This window comes from Aetokthonos hydrillicola CCALA 1050 (genome assembly GCF_017591665.1).
GTDB classification, from domain to species: Bacteria; Cyanobacteriota; Cyanobacteriia; order Cyanobacteriales; family Nostocaceae; genus Aetokthonos; species Aetokthonos hydrillicola.
In genome coordinates this window covers 98330-115634 of the sequence record NZ_JAAKGC010000004.1, presented here as the reverse complement: position 1 = coordinate 115634, position 17305 = coordinate 98330, and the positions used below count along the sequence as shown (strand labels likewise).

14 protein-coding genes are annotated in these 17305 nt (G+C 42.3%); 1 reads left to right on the top strand and 13 read right to left on the bottom strand.

Translation table 11 applies throughout. The features are described from left to right. Window positions 1–7: 7 nt before the first annotated feature. Window positions 8–547 carry a DUF2085 domain-containing protein gene (locus G4P69_RS03375; protein ID WP_208344437.1) on the bottom strand — a complete coding sequence of 180 codons (540 nt, stop codon included), beginning with the start codon at window positions 545–547 and terminating at the stop codon, window positions 8–10. Between the two features lie 70 nt (window positions 548–617). Then, window positions 618–2318, bottom strand: a complete 1701-nt coding sequence (locus tag G4P69_RS03370) for a glycosyltransferase family 39 protein (RefSeq protein WP_208348456.1) — start codon at window positions 2316–2318, stop codon at window positions 618–620. Between the two features lie 200 nt (window positions 2319–2518). Here G4P69_RS03370 and G4P69_RS03365 point away from each other — a divergent pair, with 200 nt between their 5' ends. Continuing rightward, the gene (locus G4P69_RS03365) at window positions 2519–3067 is read left to right on the top strand and encodes a hypothetical protein (RefSeq protein ID WP_208348454.1); all 549 of its coding nucleotides are present in this window, start codon (window positions 2519–2521) and stop codon (window positions 3065–3067) included. Here the strand turns inward: G4P69_RS03365 and G4P69_RS03360 are convergent. The 11 genes from G4P69_RS03360 to dpdK all read right to left on the bottom strand — a co-directional run bounded on the left by G4P69_RS03360 (window position 3059) and on the right by dpdK (window position 17295). Further along, a complete protein-coding gene (locus G4P69_RS03360) occupies window positions 3059–3562 on the bottom strand; it encodes a glycosyltransferase family 39 protein (protein ID WP_243902876.1) in 504 nt (167 codons plus the stop codon). The genes G4P69_RS03365 and G4P69_RS03360 overlap by 9 nt on opposite strands. A gap of 55 nt (window positions 3563–3617) precedes the next feature. Continuing rightward, the gene (locus G4P69_RS03355; protein ID WP_208348451.1) at window positions 3618–4295 is read right to left on the bottom strand and encodes a tetratricopeptide repeat protein; all 678 of its coding nucleotides are present in this window, start codon (window positions 4293–4295) and stop codon (window positions 3618–3620) included. Window positions 4296–4405: 110 nt separating this feature from the next. Next, window positions 4406–5218 carry a nitrate ABC transporter ATP-binding protein gene (locus tag G4P69_RS03350; protein ID WP_208348439.1) on the bottom strand — a complete coding sequence of 271 codons (813 nt, stop codon included), beginning with the start codon at window positions 5216–5218 and terminating at the stop codon, window positions 4406–4408. 138 nt (window positions 5219–5356) lie between these two features. After that, entirely contained in the window at window positions 5357–7360 is a 2004-nt protein-coding gene (locus G4P69_RS03345; protein WP_208348430.1) for an ABC transporter ATP-binding/substrate-binding protein, read from the bottom strand. Between the two features lie 159 nt (window positions 7361–7519). Then, on the bottom strand, window positions 7520–8359 hold the full coding sequence (gene ntrB / locus G4P69_RS03340) for a nitrate ABC transporter permease (RefSeq protein WP_208348428.1): 840 nt from the start codon (window positions 8357–8359) through the stop codon (window positions 7520–7522). Between the two features lie 48 nt (window positions 8360–8407). Further along, window positions 8408–9784: a CmpA/NrtA family ABC transporter substrate-binding protein gene (locus G4P69_RS03335; protein WP_208348426.1), complete on the bottom strand. Its 1377-nt coding sequence runs from the start codon at window positions 9782–9784 to the stop codon at window positions 8408–8410. Window positions 9785–9819: 35 nt separating this feature from the next. Further along, window positions 9820–10407: a phosphate-starvation-inducible PsiE family protein gene (locus tag G4P69_RS03330; protein WP_208348424.1), complete on the bottom strand. Its 588-nt coding sequence runs from the start codon at window positions 10405–10407 to the stop codon at window positions 9820–9822. A 211-nt stretch (window positions 10408–10618) separates the two neighbouring features. After that, complete coding sequence (locus tag G4P69_RS03325) at window positions 10619–12340, bottom strand: diflavin flavoprotein (RefSeq protein ID WP_208348422.1); 1722 nt, start codon at window positions 12338–12340, stop codon at window positions 10619–10621. 168 nt (window positions 12341–12508) lie between these two features. Continuing rightward, window positions 12509–14233 carry a diflavin flavoprotein gene (locus G4P69_RS03320; protein WP_208343844.1) on the bottom strand — a complete coding sequence of 575 codons (1725 nt, stop codon included), beginning with the start codon at window positions 14231–14233 and terminating at the stop codon, window positions 12509–12511. A gap of 270 nt (window positions 14234–14503) precedes the next feature. After that, window positions 14504–16777, bottom strand: coding sequence for a protein DpdD (gene dpdD / locus G4P69_RS03315; protein ID WP_208348410.1), 2274 nt, complete (start codon window positions 16775–16777; stop codon window positions 14504–14506). Next, window positions 16774–17295, bottom strand: coding sequence for a phospholipase D-like domain-containing protein DpdK (dpdK, locus tag G4P69_RS03310; protein WP_208343846.1), 522 nt, complete (start codon window positions 17293–17295; stop codon window positions 16774–16776). The genes dpdD and dpdK overlap by 4 nt, the downstream gene beginning before the upstream one ends. Between the last annotated feature and the right edge of the window lie 10 nt (window positions 17296–17305).

Genomic DNA, 17305 nt, shown 5'->3' with positions numbered 1-17305 from the left:
ACCCCTCCTAACCTCCCCTTGCAAAGGGGAGGGAACTAGATTTTCCTTGTTTCCCCCATTTCTGTAATATTGGCATGGTGAATAATCCCCATGCCAAACCTGTTATTAAACCAAAGAGCGTGACGACATAATTATTAAAACTCCACCAACCCAAAACCTCGGCAGCCAATTCTAGGGGGTAAGCCATCATTAAGACACTAGACACTGCTACACCAGACCAAGAATACTGATTTAACCAGTAAAAACCCTTGCCTTTAGTTACTTCATATAGTAGGCGAGTTATAAGTAAACCTGTGACAGTACCGTAACAACGCATACACACAGCCATCATAAAAGGTGGAGCTAAAACTACGCCCATATCAGGTTGTGGGCATACATGAGCGCCCATGAAATAAATAATATTTCCAATCACCGACAAAATTGGTAGGCTAGACGCAGCTAGAAACGGTGCTACAAGTGGTCCTATTACCATTCCTGAAAGAATGATATCAGCGATCGCACTCACCCAACGAATTTGTAACCGTCTTCTAAAAACGACTTCTTGCATATCAGATCTTGAGACTTGGTAGTTCACTCAAATTGTACATATGAACCGATTTATCTTATATTGTGAACGGTCACGAACAATGATGAATTTGGTAATCGTAGCCGTTGACTAAAGGAAAAGAATGAGTCTCAACAACACAGCCGTTAAGTTCCACTGGTGCATGAAAGTTGACTAGCCACACATCCAAAGGTCGTGGTAACTTTGCTAAAGTCTCTTTCAGAGTAGTTGTTGAAGTATTAGAATCTTGATCTTGATGGGCGAGAAGAAATAGAGGAGTTGTGGCTGAACCTGAAAGCTTGAAGACACGAGCTAAGCCCATCATTTCTCCAGTCTGTACATGGGTTTTATGGGTTGTAGCAATAAGCATAGGTGAATGGGACACCTTTTGCATCACTGGAACTAAAAGATCAGGACGGTAATATTTTGGGTAACCGAGATTGGAAACAACACATAGCCCGCTGATAAGTCCCATCGATAAAATTATCGCAACAGAGGTTTTCCCTGAGAATGAAAAGAATTTTTGCTTAATCGTTGGAGTTTTCCAGCAAACTGCAAGGCTTGTGCCAAGTAAAACTATGATTGATGGGAAGTAAACAAAGTAGTATCTTGCACCACGGGTGAGGTCAATATCAAGAGCGTATGTAAAGAAGAAGAATAAAGCGATCGCTCCTAAAACCAACACGCCAAACATCTGAGTCATCAACCTGGTTGCTGGTTGTTTGATTTGAGTCACAATACCCCGTTTCAGAATCGGGAACAACCAGATAAAGAAAAAGAGCATTATTAACCCAGAACCAATGACAACTACCAGTGACGACACAGAAACTGGCAGTAAATACAACATACTAATCCATATGCCTAAAGCCTGTAACAGAGGGCTGAACAACTTTAAGAACCCGTCGTCATTACCAATTTGAATCCAATTTGTCAACTCACCTCCACGGTTTGCCTGGAAAAATAATGGTACCCAGACCAAACATGCTATTATGGTGCCAATAGCAGCTACCAAGATTTGCCACCAAGGGAGGTAATTAAGATATTGTTTTGGGTTGGCGTTAGCTCTTAGCTTTCCTCGGAACTGAGAAAAAGCAAGAACAATTAACCATAAAGCTTCTGTGCCAAGGGTGAGAGCAAAAAAATAATGTGTCGAAACACCCAGAGCATTTATACAAATCCAAATAACTATCAGCCAGTTAGGTATGGGTATGAGGCGTTGAATTCGTTTTGTAGCAATAAGCAAACAACTAACCGAAGCAATCACCCACAAAATACCCAAAGTGTAATGACGGGCTTCTTGAGCAATAAAGACGCCGTAGGGAGAGACTGCCATAATAGCAGCAGTTAGTTGACTTACTAACGTCGAGCGAAAGGCAAGCCAGGTTAACCCATAGATAGCTGGTATGGATAAAGAACCGAATAAAACACTCAGCGATCGCGCCGCCCATACAGAAGCTAAATCTCCAAAGCCAGGAGGAAACAGCCGCATCCACCAGTGAGATAACACAAAATATAAAGGTGGATGATTCGTCTCACTAAATAAATGCTGAAGTACATCGCTAACTCCAGCATTTTGGTTGGGTTGTATTGGTTGTAAAAGGGTATCAAGAGCGATCGCGCGATCTAACGGTACACTGCGAAAACTATTGCCAAGACTAAAAACGATAGTAGAAAATTCATCAGTCCAAGGTGGCTTTGCCTCCAACTGAGTTAAGCGCAAAGCAGTACCAATTAATAGCCACAACGATAGCAACAGCCACTGCTTTTGCCTCACCTTTTACCTTCTGTCAATTTTCTTGCTTTTACACTCCAGTTGCCATCCTAACACACACAATTAGCACTCCCTTCTCTAACTTTAGACGTGAATTCTTAACAATTCGTTTGAGGACTGGTCGCACCTATCTGTGAAGGGGCAAGCCCATGCTGCTGCTGTCGGTGTTGTAAAATACGTTTGAGGAAGAGGAAAACACACAAATGAGTATGTGGTATCAGCTCGGCTTGAGTCAAAGTCTTCTATCAGAACTCCCAACTGACCAGAAATTAGAGGTCTTGAAGCGATTTTGCCAAGCATATAATGTACCTGAACTTGCTGAGGTTATTGATAGTAAGGTATACATGTTCTGCTACGATGAGAGCCAAAACATAATTCCAATGTCCTACAATGAATATTTTGACGGTGATGTAGGTAACTTCATCAGTAAAAGTTATCATGACTGGTGTGGAAGTGTGCCATACGGGCTTGATATTTTACCAGACATGAATGCTCATATCTTAATTCCGTTTTGGCAAAGGGCTGAAATTAAGATCGAATTGCCTAACACTCCACTGGATGGCTTATTTTGCTCTGGAGTGGAATGTTATCTCTTACCCCAAGTCCGAGAAAATATTGAACTTATGGAACAAACGTATCCCTTTTCTCGTGTTAGGTATACACAACAGGAGTATATCGAGATTAATTCGTCGCTTGAACAGATTTGTACAATCGCACAAAACTATAGGATGTGTATATGTTGGTCATACTAAAGTATAATGACGCGCTTCTTGAGCAATAAACACTCCGTAGGGAGAGACTGCCATAACAGCAGCAGTTAGTTGACTTACTAACGTCGAGCGAAAGGCAAGCCAGGTTAACCCATAGATAGCTGGTATGGACAAAGCACCGAATAGAACACTTAGCGATCGCGCCGCCCATACAGAAGCTAAATCTCCAAAGCCAGGAGGAAACAGCCGCATCCACCAGTGAGATAACACAAAATATAAAGGTGGATGATTCGTCTCACTAAATAAATGCTGAAGTACATCGCTAACTCCAGCGTTTGGGTGGGGTTGTATTGGTTGTAAAAGGGTATCGAGGGCGATCGCTTGATCTAACGGTACACTGTGAAAACTATTCCCAAGACTAAAAACGATCGTGGAAAACTCATCAGTCCAAGGTGGCTTTGCCTCCAATTGAGTTAAGCGCAAAGCAGTACCAATTAATAGCCACAACGATAGCAACAGCCACTGCTTTCGCCTCACTTTTTACCTTCTGTGAATTTTCTTGCTATCTTAACACCTGGCTATTTTGAATCGCTTATCTGCGTATCTGCTGGATGAGGGTTTGCACTTGTTGATAACCTGCAATATTTCCTTGTTCTTGAAAGAGTTTCGCCGCCACTTGTAGATCGTTGACAGCATGTGTACTGTTTCCTAGAGCATAGAAAGCAAGTCCCCGGTTACTGTAAGCATCAGCCCGATTCGCATTGATTTTTAGTGTTTGGTTAAAGTTGGCAACAGCCAGCTTGTGTTTTCCTAATTTCAGGTTAGCAAGTCCCAGGTTATAGTACCCGTCTTCAAACTGTGGATCTACCTTGATCGTCTGATTGAAATCAGCAACGGCTGCTGGGATATCTCCTGTTTCAGCATAAGCAGTTCCCCGACCATTATAAGCTTCTGCATGGTTGGGATTAAAATGTAGAGCCAAAGTAAAATCAGCAATTGCTGTTTTTGAGTCTCCTGATTGGGCTCGTGCCAAACCTCTGAGACAGTAGCCTTCGTAATATTGAGGTTTCAATCGTACTACTTGATTGAAATCGTTAATAGCGCTGTTAAAATTACCGATTTTAAGTTTTTCTAGCCCTTGATTATAGTAGTCCTGAAAATTGACTGGCTTGGTAGATATTTGTGGAAGTTGCGCATGAACGACAGCAGGTATTCCTCCTAAGACACTTGTTATTCCCAGAATTGCGATCGCCTGCTTAATATAGTTCATAACTTTGCCCTCCTCAAGCAACTTTCTCTATTGTAATAGAGCAAAAGTTACCCCACCCAAGTTTGGTACTACGAGTGGGGTGCGTAAGTTAATGTCTTGTGGGAGAGATTTCAACCTACATCGTCATGAGCAAAGCGGTTAAAGAGGAAATCTAGAGCGTAGTTACGGAGTTGATAATATTGTGGATCTTCCATGATGCGAGCGCGATCGCGAGGACGGGGGAAAGGAATTCTCATAACCTCCCCAATTTTCGCATGAGGACCATTGGTCATCATCACCAATTTGTCTGCTAAAAACAACGCTTCATCAATATCGTGAGTAATCATTAAGACAGTGCAACGGTTCTGGTTCCAGATTTTCAGCAATTCTTCCTGTAACTCTTCTTTTGTGATAGCGTCTAATGCCCCAAAAGGTTCATCTAAAATCAAAACTTTAGGACGAATTGCCAAAGCACGGGCGATAGAAACACGTTGTCTCATCCCACCCGATAATTGAGTTGGTTTTTTATCACCAGCATCCGCTAGTCCTACCATTGCCAGATGCTCCCTCACAATAGCCCTTTTTTGAGCTATTGGCTTTTCAGGGTAAACAGCATCAACAGCCAAGTATATATTTTCAAAAGCCGTGCGCCAAGGCAGAAGCGCATAGTTTTGAAACACAACCATTCTATCTGGTCCTGGCTTAGTGATGGGTTGTCCTTCTAATAAAACTTGTCCAGAAGTTGGAAAATTAAACCCTGAAACCATGTTCAGCAGAGTTGATTTACCACAACCAGAGTGACCAATCACACAAATAAACTCACCCTGGTTTACAGTAAGATTAACTCCATCAAGTACAGTAAAAGGTCCTTTCTTTGTAGGATAAATTTTTGAAACGTTCTTAATTTCTAGGAATGCGTTTGGAATTTGAAGTGTAGTTGCCATTTTTTTTGGGATTGGGGATTGGGGATTGGGTATTGGGGATTGGGTATTGGGGCATCCCTTCGGCTTCGCTCAGGGCAAGGGGGCATGGAGGACTGAGTATTATTCGCTCCTCTGCTCCTCTGCTCCCCTACTCTCTCTTTAAGCTACAAGCCTTCTAGGTTGATCGATAACTACTTCTGCAATTGAAAAATCGCATTTAATTTTTAGATTGTTGAGATAGGTGATTGGATCGTCAGTGTTGAAAGGAGCTTCGTCAAATAGTTGGATCGGTTGACGGGTGTAGCTAATATCTAATCCTAGTTCTCGTGCTGCGGTACTGAACACACCTACTCGGCAGACTCTTTCTACAATTTCAACCCAGTTTCTAGGGAAGGGTGTGTCACCCCAACGGGCGAGTTGAGTCATCAACCAAATTTGTTCAGTTCTACTAGGACGGTTTATTGCTGAGTCTGCATAAAACTGGTGGTGGGCGTATTCTCGCATTGGATGATCCAAACTACACGTGGTGTTGTTCGGATCTTCTATTTGGATGTAAGAGATATCTGTACTCACATACTCTCGCTCAGCAAGGATGTGCCTAATTTCTTCGGCATTTTCTGGAAGCGAACAGTAATAGCAAGCTTCTAGCAAAGCTTTTGTTAAGGCGATGTGGGTGTTAGGATAAGCTGCTGCCCAATCTTCTCTTACACCAAGAACTTTACCGGGGTGTCCTAACCAAACTTCCAAGTCAGTAGCTATGGTAAAGCCTATTTCTTCAACGGCGGCGCGGATATTCCAAGGCTCACCCACACAATAACCATCAATACTTCCTGCTTTTAAATCAGCCACCATTTGCGCAGGAGGAATAGTCTTAATGTCAACATCTCTATCAGGATCTATCCCACCCGCCGCAAGCCAATAACGTAGGAGTAAGTTGTGCATTGAGCTAGGATGTACTACCCCCAATGTGTGTCTTTGGTCGCTTGTACGAAGCAGATACTGTTTAAAATCAGCAAGAGTGCGCACCCCTCGATCATAGAATTTCCTTGATAGAGTGATAGCGTTACCATTGCGTGTCATAGTAAGGGCTGTTACGACAGGCAAGGATTGGTTTTGGTGTCCTCCCAATGTCAACCACATTGGCATCCCTGAAGGCATTTGAGCAGCATCTAAATACCCTCCACTCATACCATCAACAATACCACGCCAGCTGGTTTCTCGTACCAAGTTAACTTCATCTAAACCATGCTTAGTGAAGAACCCTTTTTCTTTTGCTATTGCTAGGGGTGCGCAGGCAGTTAACGGCACAAAGCCTATTTCCAAATTGACTTTTTCTAAACCATGACGAGCAATGTCTGCCGTTTTTCTCGCCCTAATTTTTTTGACACGTTTTTGCTGATTGAGGAAATAAATCATTTCGCTGCGCAAGCTGTAGTAACTTGGATGTTCTACAACTTCCATGCGCTTACGTGGTCTGGGTATATCTACTTCTAAAATATCACCGATTTTGGATTCTGGTCCATTAGTTAACATCACGATTCTGTCAGAAAGCAGCACCGCTTCATCGACGTCGTGTGTTACCATCACGGCGGTAACTTGGTTTTCGTCGCAAATTTGCATTAACTGCTCTTGCAAGTTACCACGTGTCAGAGCATCTAACGCACCAAATGGTTCATCTAATAGTAACAACTTAGGACGAGTTGCTAAAGCGCGCGCGATCGCCACCCTCTGTTTTTGTCCACCTGATAACATTCCAGGTTGTTTGTCAGCATGGGGGCGTAATCCCACCATATCAATGTGTCTTTCTACAATTGATCGACGTTCCCCGGCTGGTAAATCCTTCATCACTGCATCCACAGCGAGGGCAATGTTTTCCCGTACAGTTCGCCAAGGTAACAGCGAATAATTCTGGAACACGACCATTCTATCTGGTCCAGGCTTCGTGATTCTTCTTCCTTCAAGAGTTACCAATCCTTCAGTTGGTAAATCTAAACCGGCAATCATATTTAATAAAGTCGACTTACCGCAACCGGAATGACCAATCAGGGAAATGAATTCTCCCTTTTTAATATCCAGATCAATTCCTTTAAGGGCAATATATTTGCCGCCACCTTTCAACTCAAAAACTTTTTCAATTTGGTCAACTGCAACGAATATAGACATAGGTATTGGGGATTGGGGATTGGGGATTGGGGACTGGGGATTGGGGATTGGGGTGTGGGGCGCGGGGTATAAGTCTATAGATGGGGAAATTGCAACCATTACTTATTGCCCGTTGCGCATTGCCCTATGCCCTATGCCCTATGCCCCATGCCCCCTAATTTATTTTTGTTCTGCTGGTAGAATCAGTGTTTGAATCCAAACCATGAATTTGTCTAGTAGTAGACCAACAACACCGATATAGACGAGAGCTAAAATGACTTCACTTACAGCGTTGTTTTGATACGCGTTCCAGATAAAAAAGCCAATTCCGACGATACCAGACATGACGATTTCTGCTGCAATAATTGCCAACCAAGCTAAGCCAATTGCGATTCTTAAACCTGTAAAGATGTAAGGAAGAGCAGCAGGAATCAAAATGTTGAGGAAATATTCCTTCTTGCTGAGTTGTAAAACTTTGGCGACGTTATTATAGTCTTGAGGGATTTGAGTAACGCCGACAGCAGTGTTGATTAAAATCGGCCAAATTGCTGTGATGAAAATCACGAATAAGGCGGCTGGTTCGTTTTGTCGTAAAGCGGCTAAAGAAATCGGAACCCAAGCCAAAGGTGGTACTGTTCTCAGTAGTTGAAAAATAGGGTCTAGAGCTTTGGACATTGTTTGATTAACACCGATTAAAATGCCCAGACCGATACCAACAATTGCTGCTAGCGAATAACTGATTGCTACCCGTTGTAAGCTAGCTAAAATCTGCCAAAATAAACCTTTGTCAATACCACCTCTATCATAAAAAGGCCAGAAGATTAAGATCCAAGTATCTTGGATAACTTTAATAGGACCTGGTAGCGTAGCGCCTGGAGTCCAAGAAAACAGTTGCCATACAACTAAAAAAATCAGAATTGCAATAGCTGGAGGTATAAAATTAGGGAGTTGTTTTTGGAGACGAGATATGAAACCGTTATCAAAAGTGTTTACTGCAGGGCGTTTTTGAACCGTTGTCATAGATTTTGTTATTTTTTATTTGTTTAGTATTGTTGAACTAAAAATCACTTAAACACTGACTTTTTTGATTTTCAAACTTCTCAGATATTCTTCTGGTTTTTCTGGGTCAAACTTAATGCCGTCAAAGAATTCTTCTACTCCACGAGATGTGCTAGTGGGAATGTCAGCAGCAGCAATACCTGCTTCTTTTGCTGCTTGTTTCCAAATATCTTCGCGGTTGACTTTATCAATCAGTGCCTTAGCATTTTTCAAGTAATCTTTTGGCAAGAATCCCCAACGGACACTTTCGGTTATAAACCACAAATCATGGCTCTTGTAGGGATATGAAACGCTACCTTTTTCATCTTTCCAATAATAAGGAGCTTTTGATTTATCATTAATAGTACGACCATCACCCATATCATACTTACCAGCGAATGGTTCTATTAGGATATCTGGTGATGACAAGTTGAAGTAGTTGCGTTTAGCAAGAATTTGTGCTGCTTCTTTGCGGTTGTCAAAATTATCCAACCATTTTTGTGCTTCCATAATCCCTTTCAACAGTGCTTTGGTCGCTTTGGGATTTTTATCCGCCCAATCCGCCCTTAAAGCAAAGTATTCTTCTGGATGATTTTTCCAAATTTCTGCGGTTAATGCAGCCAAGAAACCAATCTTATCTTTGACGATTCTATAAGGCCAAGGATCACCTGTGCTAAAGGCATCCATTGTACCTGTCTTCATATTGGCAACAGTTTGTGCTGCTGGTACAGTGGCTAGCTTGATATCAGCATCTGGATCGATTCCACCAGCAGCTAGCCAGTAGCGAATCCAAAAATCTTGATTTACGTGTGGAAAGGTGTATGCTGCGGTAAAAGGGCTTTTTGAGGATTTGAGTCCAATAAATAGTTCCTTTGACTTTGCTGTGTCTACAGAAAGGTTTTTTCCTAAATGCTTGTTTGCGATCGCAATACCATTACCATGAGTAACTAACTGCGCCAATAGATAAAGAGGAAGCTTCTTATTACCCTTGGTGATTAAACCTTCAGTAATCAGATGTGGCATTGGCATCTGATATTGACCACCGTCAACTCCACCACCGGCTGAACCGATTTCAGTGTTATCTCGCATTGAACCCCAAGAAGCCTGTTTAGAAAGGTCAACTTCGGTCATGCCATACTTAGCAAAGAACCCTTTTTCTTTAGCAATGATAAAAGGAGCTGATTCAATAATAGGGATATATCCTAATTTGACTTTAGGAGTTTCTGGCTTTTGTTCTGGGGGAAGGTTTGCACTTTCCTGTGCCGTCTGCTGAGCTTGAACGCTAGTACCACCAGTCAAATTGTCAGGGGGATTACCTAAGCAACCCTTTAAAAGTACAGCACTTGCAGATACTCCTGCCGTTAACAAAAACTTACGACGAGAAATTTGATTCAAAAATTCATCCATAGTATCTCCTTAAGTACTCACTGTTAGCACAATATTCAATCTTGATGTCTTGATCGGGAATTACCATCTGTAAAAACAGAAGCAATAGTTTCATGATTTGGATCACTGGAATGGTCTGTTAACTCAGATGATGTATTTGTTGATAAAACCTGAGTTTTACGAGAAAAGTAACGTTCTGGATCAATACCCTCGAAAGTTGGTGGTAACCAAAATCGAACTACTAGTAAGACTCCCATCACCAGTAAAAAGGCACATGCCGATAAAATCTGGCTCCAGTGTGCTTCTAACACTCCTCGGACAATTACTTCTCGAAGTACGGAGACAATAGATACCTCGACAGCTACACCAATAGATACTCGTTGCTCCTGTAAGTAAATTATCAGTAATCGAAATAACTCGACTAAAATCAACAAAAAGAGGATATCGGAGGTAACAGCTTTAAAGTCAAGTGGAGGCAGCAGCGAGTAAAACATTGCTCGCAGCTGAATCACCATAACACTGAATAACCCAATACACAGCGAAATAATAATTAGGTCCTGCACAGTTTCAAGACACTGCACAAGTCGATTTCGACTGATCCATTGGTGCCGATTATTTAATGAGTTCTTAATAAATTCTTGCATGTTTGATGTCCTTTTACAACCAGAATTCAAAAATTAAATATTACGAGTCAGTATGAATTCTGTAAGAATTATCGATAGATAAATGGTCAAAAACCGTAGTAAAATCCAAGACGGTGGCTTCTATGGGGTGTAGGACATTCATTTCATAGAACGCTTATGTTGGGTTTAGGGAAGTTCAATTCCGATTTCCCCTACCCCCTACACCCTGTTTTTAATACTGCCCACCCGATTTCCGGTGATAAACTGCTGTCATACCTCCAGGTTGTAGGACTTTACCACTGTCTACCACTGCATAAACTACCCAATGGTCGCCACATTCTACCCGGCTTTCAACAGTGCATTCCAAGTAAGCAAGGGCATCGCTGAGGATAGGACATCCATTTTCTGCTTCTTCAGTTTTCAAACCTGCAAAGCGATCTGCCCCTGGAGCGAAAGATTTGAGGAAGTGTCGCCGCAGGTTCATACCTTCCTGCAAAATATTCAAGACAAATTTATCCTTGGTATGCATTAGAGGTTCTACTGCTCTGTCTTTGGCAACAGCAACAGTCAAGCCGGGAGGGTTGAAGCTTGCTTGGGAAACCCAAGAAGCTAGCATGGCACCTGTAAGAGATCCTCGCTTGGCAGATACTACGCACAAAGGACTAACAATCCGCCCCATAGCTTGCTCGGTACGATCAATTTGGGAATCACTAACTGGTTGTCTAATGGTGCGGACTTTCTTTGCTTTTTTCAAAGCCTGAGCAAAATCTGTTCCAGCTTCTTTACACTGTTGAAGAGTTAAATCATCAGGTTTAAACTTCACCCGAATCGTGTCAAACCCAAATCCATAACCAGCATCCTGTAGTTTGCTTTCGATTTCATCAATTGCTTCTCCACTCCATCCGTAGGAACCGAAGACGCCTGCTAACTTACTTTTGGCAGCAGTAGAAAGCACAATTCCCAAAGCTGTTTGTACTTGGGTGGGCATATGACCTCCAAGTGTAGGAGAACCGATGATAAATCCATCACACTTTTCAACAGCGGCTTGGATTTCTGCTGGCTCACTCGATTCACAGTTAATTAATTCTACACGTACACCAGATTTATTGATACCCTTGGCTATAGCCTGGCCTAAAGTTGCTGTATTTCCGTAAGCAGACGCATAAATAAGTGCAACGGTTGTTTCTTTCTCTTTCTGTTGTTGACTCCACTGCCGATAGTCGTGGGTTAGTCGACTCTTGCTGTAGCGTACAATTGGACCATGACCAGGAGCATAAAACTTGATAGATAAAGGGGCAAATTTGTCAAGTGCTGTTTCTACTTGTCTTGATTGAGCAGCATGAAGACAATCATAGTAGTGTTGTCGGTCTTCATCTAAATGTTTCCAACCCTCATCAAAGATTTGATCATCGCAAACATGAGTACCAAATAGCTTATCAGTAAACAGGATGCGAGTTCCTTGGTCGTAGGTATAAAGTTCGTCGGGCCAGCGCGGGGTAGGAACTGCGATAAATTGTAGTTGATGCCCTTTTCCTAAATCTATAAGTTCTTCTGCTCTTGGTACGTTAATTTTTAGCTCTTGTTCTTTGAAAGCTGTACGTAGAGCAACTGCACCTGCTTTGGAGCAGATAAAGGTAACTTGAGGAGCTAATTCTAGCAGCGCTTTTAAAGTTGCACAACGATTGGGGTTGATATGACCCAAAATTATGTAATCTAAATGCTGTAAGTCAAGAAGGTGCTGTAAGTGATGCAGGTAAATTTCAGTGAATGATTCGCCAGGAGGATCCAACACAGCTGTTTTCTCAGCTTGAATCAAATAGGAATTTGCTGTGGTACCTCTTTGCAATGAGTATTCTACTTCAAATTTGAGTCGCTCCCAAGTACGCGATCGCAGGATGGTAGTATCTGCATCAATTGAAGCGATTTGCACATCACGGGGTTTAGTGTTTGACATAGTTTTTGGGGGATTGGGGCATGGGGCATGGGGCACGGGGCAATGGGCATGGGGCATGGGGCAATGGGCATGGGGCATGGGGAGAGGAGAAGAAATTAGGTTCCCCAGCAAACCGTACTTAGTCCTGAATACCTAATTCTTATTGCGCTATGCCCTATGCCCAATTCCCTAATAATGATTTCCAACTTGACGATGGTGTACGGCGGGTGAGGCGTCGGGTTTGGAAACACGACCAACAGAAACAGTGCTGTAGATTAACCAGTGATCGCCACACTCTACGCGTCTGCTGACTTCGCATTCCATGTAGGCAAGGGCATCAGCTAAGATAGGAGAACCGTTTGTTGCATCATACGTTCTGATTCCTTCAAAACGGTCAGCACCAGGGGGGAAGCGTTTGAGGAAGTGCTTCATCAATTGCTGATAATTGCCTTCTTCTAGTATGTTAAGGACGAAGCGATCGCCTACATGGAGTAAAGATTCAATGGCACGATCACGAGCCACAGCAACTGTCAAACCCAAAGGTTTAAAGCTAGCTTGTGCTACCCAAGAAGCAAGCATGGCACTACTAACATGGGCTTGGCGAGTTGTAAGAATATAGAGTCCACTACTCAGCCTTCCCAAAGCTTTCTCTAAGTCGTTATCCAGTGCTTTTATTTGTTTAAGGGTGCGCTCACGAGACAACCATTGTCCCATGTCTGTTCCAGCTTCTTCACACAACTTGTATATTGCTTCTTTTGGCGCTTCTTTCACTAAAATAGGTAGAAAAGCAGGCTTAAGTCCTAAATCTCGGAATTTGGACAACAATAGATAAACCGATTCGCTATCCTCTCCTCCAGATTCAAAGACACCAACAGATTGCTTGGCTTTGGCGGCTGCCAAGATAGTGTTGATAGCAATTTGAGCAGTAGCAGCGATTGCTCCAGAAATTGGTGGGGTGCCAATCACTAATCCTGAGGCAATGCTAACCAATTCTTTCACCTCTTGAGGGTCGGCGGATTTTAAATCCATTGTTTCAACCGCCACACCTGTTTTAGTGATGCCATAGGCGATCGCTTGAGATAGACTGTCACTAAAACCATAGTCGGAAACATAAAAGACTGCAACTGTTGTTTCTGCTTTCGCTTGTTCTTGGCTCCACTGACGATAGCGGTCTACCAGCTCAATCACGTTGTGATAAAGTAAAGGGCCATGACCTGTAGCAATCATTGTAATGGTGGGTAACTCATTCATCCGCTTAATTGCAGATAAAACTGAACGAGCGTTTGGTCCCATTAAGCAGTCATAGTAATATTGAAAATCTTCTAAAATCAGGTCTAAATCTTCATCGAATGTGTGATCGTCGCAATAGTGCATGCCAAACGCATCACACGTATATAAAATTTGCGTTTTGCTATCGTATGTGAATATTGTATCTGGCCAATGCAAGTTAGGTGCGATTACAAATTCCAGGATATGTCCTTTACCCAAATCCAGGCGATCGCCATTTTTCACAATTTGTTTTTCAAAAGGAGTATGAACCCAATTCTCGAGAAACTGGATTGCTACTTTTGAACCAACAACAGTCACTTGAGGCGCTAGCGCCAGTATATCCTTGACCAATCCACTGTGGTCAGGTTCAGTATGACTAATAATTAGATAATCTAGTTCAGCTGGATTAATTACCCCTGCCAAGACGTCTAGATATTGTTCACGAAATTTCTCATGGGAAGTATCGATTAAGGCTGTTTTTTCACCCTTAATTACGAATGAATTATAGGTGGTGCCATTTTGTAGCCCAAATTCAATATCAAAGCGATCGCGGTCCCAGTCTAAAGATCTAATTGCTGTCGTATCATCTGCAATGTCACTAAACTGTATGGTTAATCTGCGTCGAGTATCAGCAAGCGCTACCATTGGGAGCCTCCTTATAATTTTTATGAATTAGGTATCTAAATATGCGGTCAATCCATTAGAGGTATTAACCGTAAATTCAGCTTGGCGATATCCACCGTCATTAAGTTGTCAAGAATTGTAAGTTTTCTTTGCGATTGATCTCATAATACTCCGAAACATCTATAGTGAAAAGTCATTAATTCATATATCTGCTATAGAAATATTCTATAGGTCTGTTTTTTTCCAAAAAAGTTTGATAAACTGTCGATGCTATAAATACTTGAAAATGTGCTAAACTGTGCCTAAGTGCTGTCGTATAGCCCGCAGCATACCTGTGCTACCTTTACTATTCACTAGAAGAATAGCGGGAAGATGTGATGGGCGATTCGCTTCAATAAAATCTGTGGCTGCGTGCTTGGCACTAGCTGTCACGATCACAACCAGGTCAGAATTGATTACCCATTGACGTAGTCTCTCATTACCACCTTTATCATGGCTGAGATAAACTTTAACTTCTTGGCAACCAGCTTCTAGAACATTTTTCACCCTGATTGCTGCTGTTTCTGTTAAGCTGTATATGAGTACTGATTTCCCTTTCAGTTTTTGGAAGATATTTTCCTCATCTTCAAAGCTTGGTGTAACTAAATTTAGTTCTTCACCCAGCAAATCTGGAAGAGTTTGTTCTAAATTTAAGTCTTGAATCAAAGAGCGAAAAATTCCCCATTGCTCTTCATCAATACGGTTAGCATGACGACGCAAGGTTTCTGCTACAGCAAAGACGAATTGCGATCGCTTTTGGTCAACTGCACAAGGGTATAATATCAGGACATCAAGCAAGTCAAGTGCCCAATCAACCTTCTTGGGAGCGGCAAAGCGTTTCCAGAGTTCTAAGGCATAATCCAGAATCTCAATGTACTTTGTAGCATCAAGTCCAAGCTTGAAAAGGGCGATCGCTAAATCATTGAATAAAACTAAATCAGCATCCCCACCCTCCGTGCTAAGAACTAGCAGTTCTAACAGTGAGTGATAAAGGGTAAGAAACTCACCACGAGGAAATTCTTCATCCTTCTGGAAAAATGCCAGCAAGTAGGGAAGGGCATTATGCAAGACAGACTCCGCTTTTGAGCCTACTTTATCTAATAACTCGCCAAACTCTACTACTGCTCGTGGTTGGGTAAGCAAAATAGACACATCCCATTCGGTAGAACCTTGGCGTGCAGTATGCAGTGCTCTCTCCCAACTTGGTTCTTTGTCTAGCTTTAACAGCCATTCTAGCCAATTTACCGGTATTGTTTCTGCTGCTGTTGTATCCTTTGTTGTTCCTTGCTGACTGCCCCACAGTTGAGTCAGATAAGCTTGGTTCCACCGTATCTTTATCAACACGTTTTGATCGTCAACACTAAGTTCATCAAAGGCTTGTAATGCAGCTTTTTCAGCTGCTAAAGTTTGCAGCTCGTAGGCACATTGAAGAAGCAAGCGAACTTTTTCTTTGGATGGTGGTGCATCACAAAGCAATGAAAATGCTTGGTCAAAATCTCCATTTTTCGATAGCTGTTCAGCTTCTTGCACCACGTTTCCTTCGCGAGGCGGCTGACTATCTGGTAGTAGTTCGGCTAACTTTTGTAAATAGCTGCGGTGATTATCCTCAACGTCTAAAATTGCTAGCAGTTCGTCTCGGAGAAAAGGTCGAGGTGGTTCTCCACCCACTGCTAGTAGCATAAATAATTTCAATACTTCTGGTATTTTACTACCTGCACGGACTGCAAAAAGATTGTTGTAGCGCTGAAAAAGCACTTCTTTGAAATAAGTAACGGCACTTTTAGGAGCCTTCTTGTCTTCAAACTGTTGCAATTCGGTGCAGTAGACTGCTATAAGTAAAGCCTGTGTAACCGCGAAAGGTCGGCGAACCTGCAAGAGATTACCCAGTTCGGGAAGGGCAAGTAACTCATTCCACCGTTGCAATTCTGCTAAAAGTTGCACCCGCAAAAACAGCAGATTGAGGGCATCTAAACGATGTTGATCTATCAGGTATTGTAGCGACTGTTCTGCTGAATTGCGATCGCCTGCTTGAAGTGCCATGTAGAAGTCGCGTAATACACGCCCTGTAGGACGGGGATTTTCTCCAATGTACTTTCCCTGTCTTCCACGAACTTTACGCATCCTCTCTAGTCCTTCCCAAACTTTGGGTGGTTGTCCGAGCAATTTAATCGCATTACCCTTAGTAAATTCGTATACTGCCAGTTCTATGGGATCTTGCAAATTTAGCTGTACTCTTTGTCCTCGAAATGTCGAATACGTAGGACCAACAAACGCCATTAATTCTTCACTCAAGCGGCGTAACTGACGTTCTGAAAAAGTAAGGCCATACCAATCTACGGTATCGTTGTGCCAACAGGGAAGAACTGTCGATTGTGGCTCGCCTTGAGTCAACAACTCTACCCAAGGACGAATTTTGACCTGTGTACTTCCATCTTGTTGAATCTGATTCAATTTAAATTTGTTACCACTACCAAAAAAATGATTCAGGAAGTGGCGGATTTCAGCATCAGTGGGACTGTTCATCATGCAAAACCTCCCCAACGGTTAGTAAAAATAATCTGTTGTTCGGCAATGATTTCTGGTGATGTCTCATAAGTTACAGCTTCTTCATTGACCGTAATGCCGTTGTAGGTGAAATTCATTGACCCAGCAAGATAATACCCATCTCCTAAGATACCTTTTGTATGTAGTTCTTCAGTAATGTGGAATTGTACTTTGTAGTCCTGATATTCAATTCTGGCTTTGACTTTTTCAATAAAACTATGGTTGTGAGAATCGGGACGAGTAGCAATATGTATAGTACTTCCACGTTCCGCTAGGGTTGCAAGAACTTGGGAAAGTCGAATGTGAGTTCGACTCCAAAAGGGTTCTAAGCATAGAAAAGTGTTAGCTGTGTTATCAATAACTGGGATATCTGATATCCAGGGAGAGACAAGCCAGATACATTGGCTGGGGTTAACCAGTTCAGCCACGAAAATTGTCTGGAGTAAGTCAGGAATTTGACGAGAACTTAAGCGTGAATGAATGTATCGGTTCGTGTACATTTTATCTGAT

What these genes read in the sequence shown, in the direction of transcription:
- G4P69_RS03375 (WP_208344437.1), bottom strand. Translation starts at nt 547, where the DNA reads ATGCAAGAAGTCGTTTTTAGAAGACGGTTACAAATTCGTTGGGTGAGT.
- G4P69_RS03365 (WP_208348454.1), top strand. Translation starts at nt 2,519, where the DNA reads ATGAGTATGTGGTATCAGCTCGGCTTGAGTCAAAGTCTTCTATCAGAA.
- G4P69_RS03355 (WP_208348451.1), bottom strand. Translation starts at nt 4,295, where the DNA reads ATGAACTATATTAAGCAGGCGATCGCAATTCTGGGAATAACAAGTGTC.
- G4P69_RS03350 (WP_208348439.1), bottom strand. Translation starts at nt 5,218, where the DNA reads ATGGCAACTACACTTCAAATTCCAAACGCATTCCTAGAAATTAAGAAC.
- G4P69_RS03345 (WP_208348430.1), bottom strand. Translation starts at nt 7,360, where the DNA reads ATGTCTATATTCGTTGCAGTTGACCAAATTGAAAAAGTTTTTGAGTTG.
- ntrB (WP_208348428.1), bottom strand. Translation starts at nt 8,359, where the DNA reads ATGACAACGGTTCAAAAACGCCCTGCAGTAAACACTTTTGATAACGGT.
- G4P69_RS03335 (WP_208348426.1), bottom strand. Translation starts at nt 9,784, where the DNA reads ATGGATGAATTTTTGAATCAAATTTCTCGTCGTAAGTTTTTGTTAACG.
- G4P69_RS03330 (WP_208348424.1), bottom strand. Translation starts at nt 10,407, where the DNA reads ATGCAAGAATTTATTAAGAACTCATTAAATAATCGGCACCAATGGATC.
- G4P69_RS03325 (WP_208348422.1), bottom strand. Translation starts at nt 12,340, where the DNA reads ATGTCAAACACTAAACCCCGTGATGTGCAAATCGCTTCAATTGATGCA.
- G4P69_RS03320 (WP_208343844.1), bottom strand. Translation starts at nt 14,233, where the DNA reads ATGGTAGCGCTTGCTGATACTCGACGCAGATTAACCATACAGTTTAGT.
- dpdD (WP_208348410.1), bottom strand. Translation starts at nt 16,777, where the DNA reads ATGATGAACAGTCCCACTGATGCTGAAATCCGCCACTTCCTGAATCAT.
- dpdK (WP_208343846.1), bottom strand. Translation starts at nt 17,295, where the DNA reads ATGTACACGAACCGATACATTCATTCACGCTTAAGTTCTCGTCAAATT.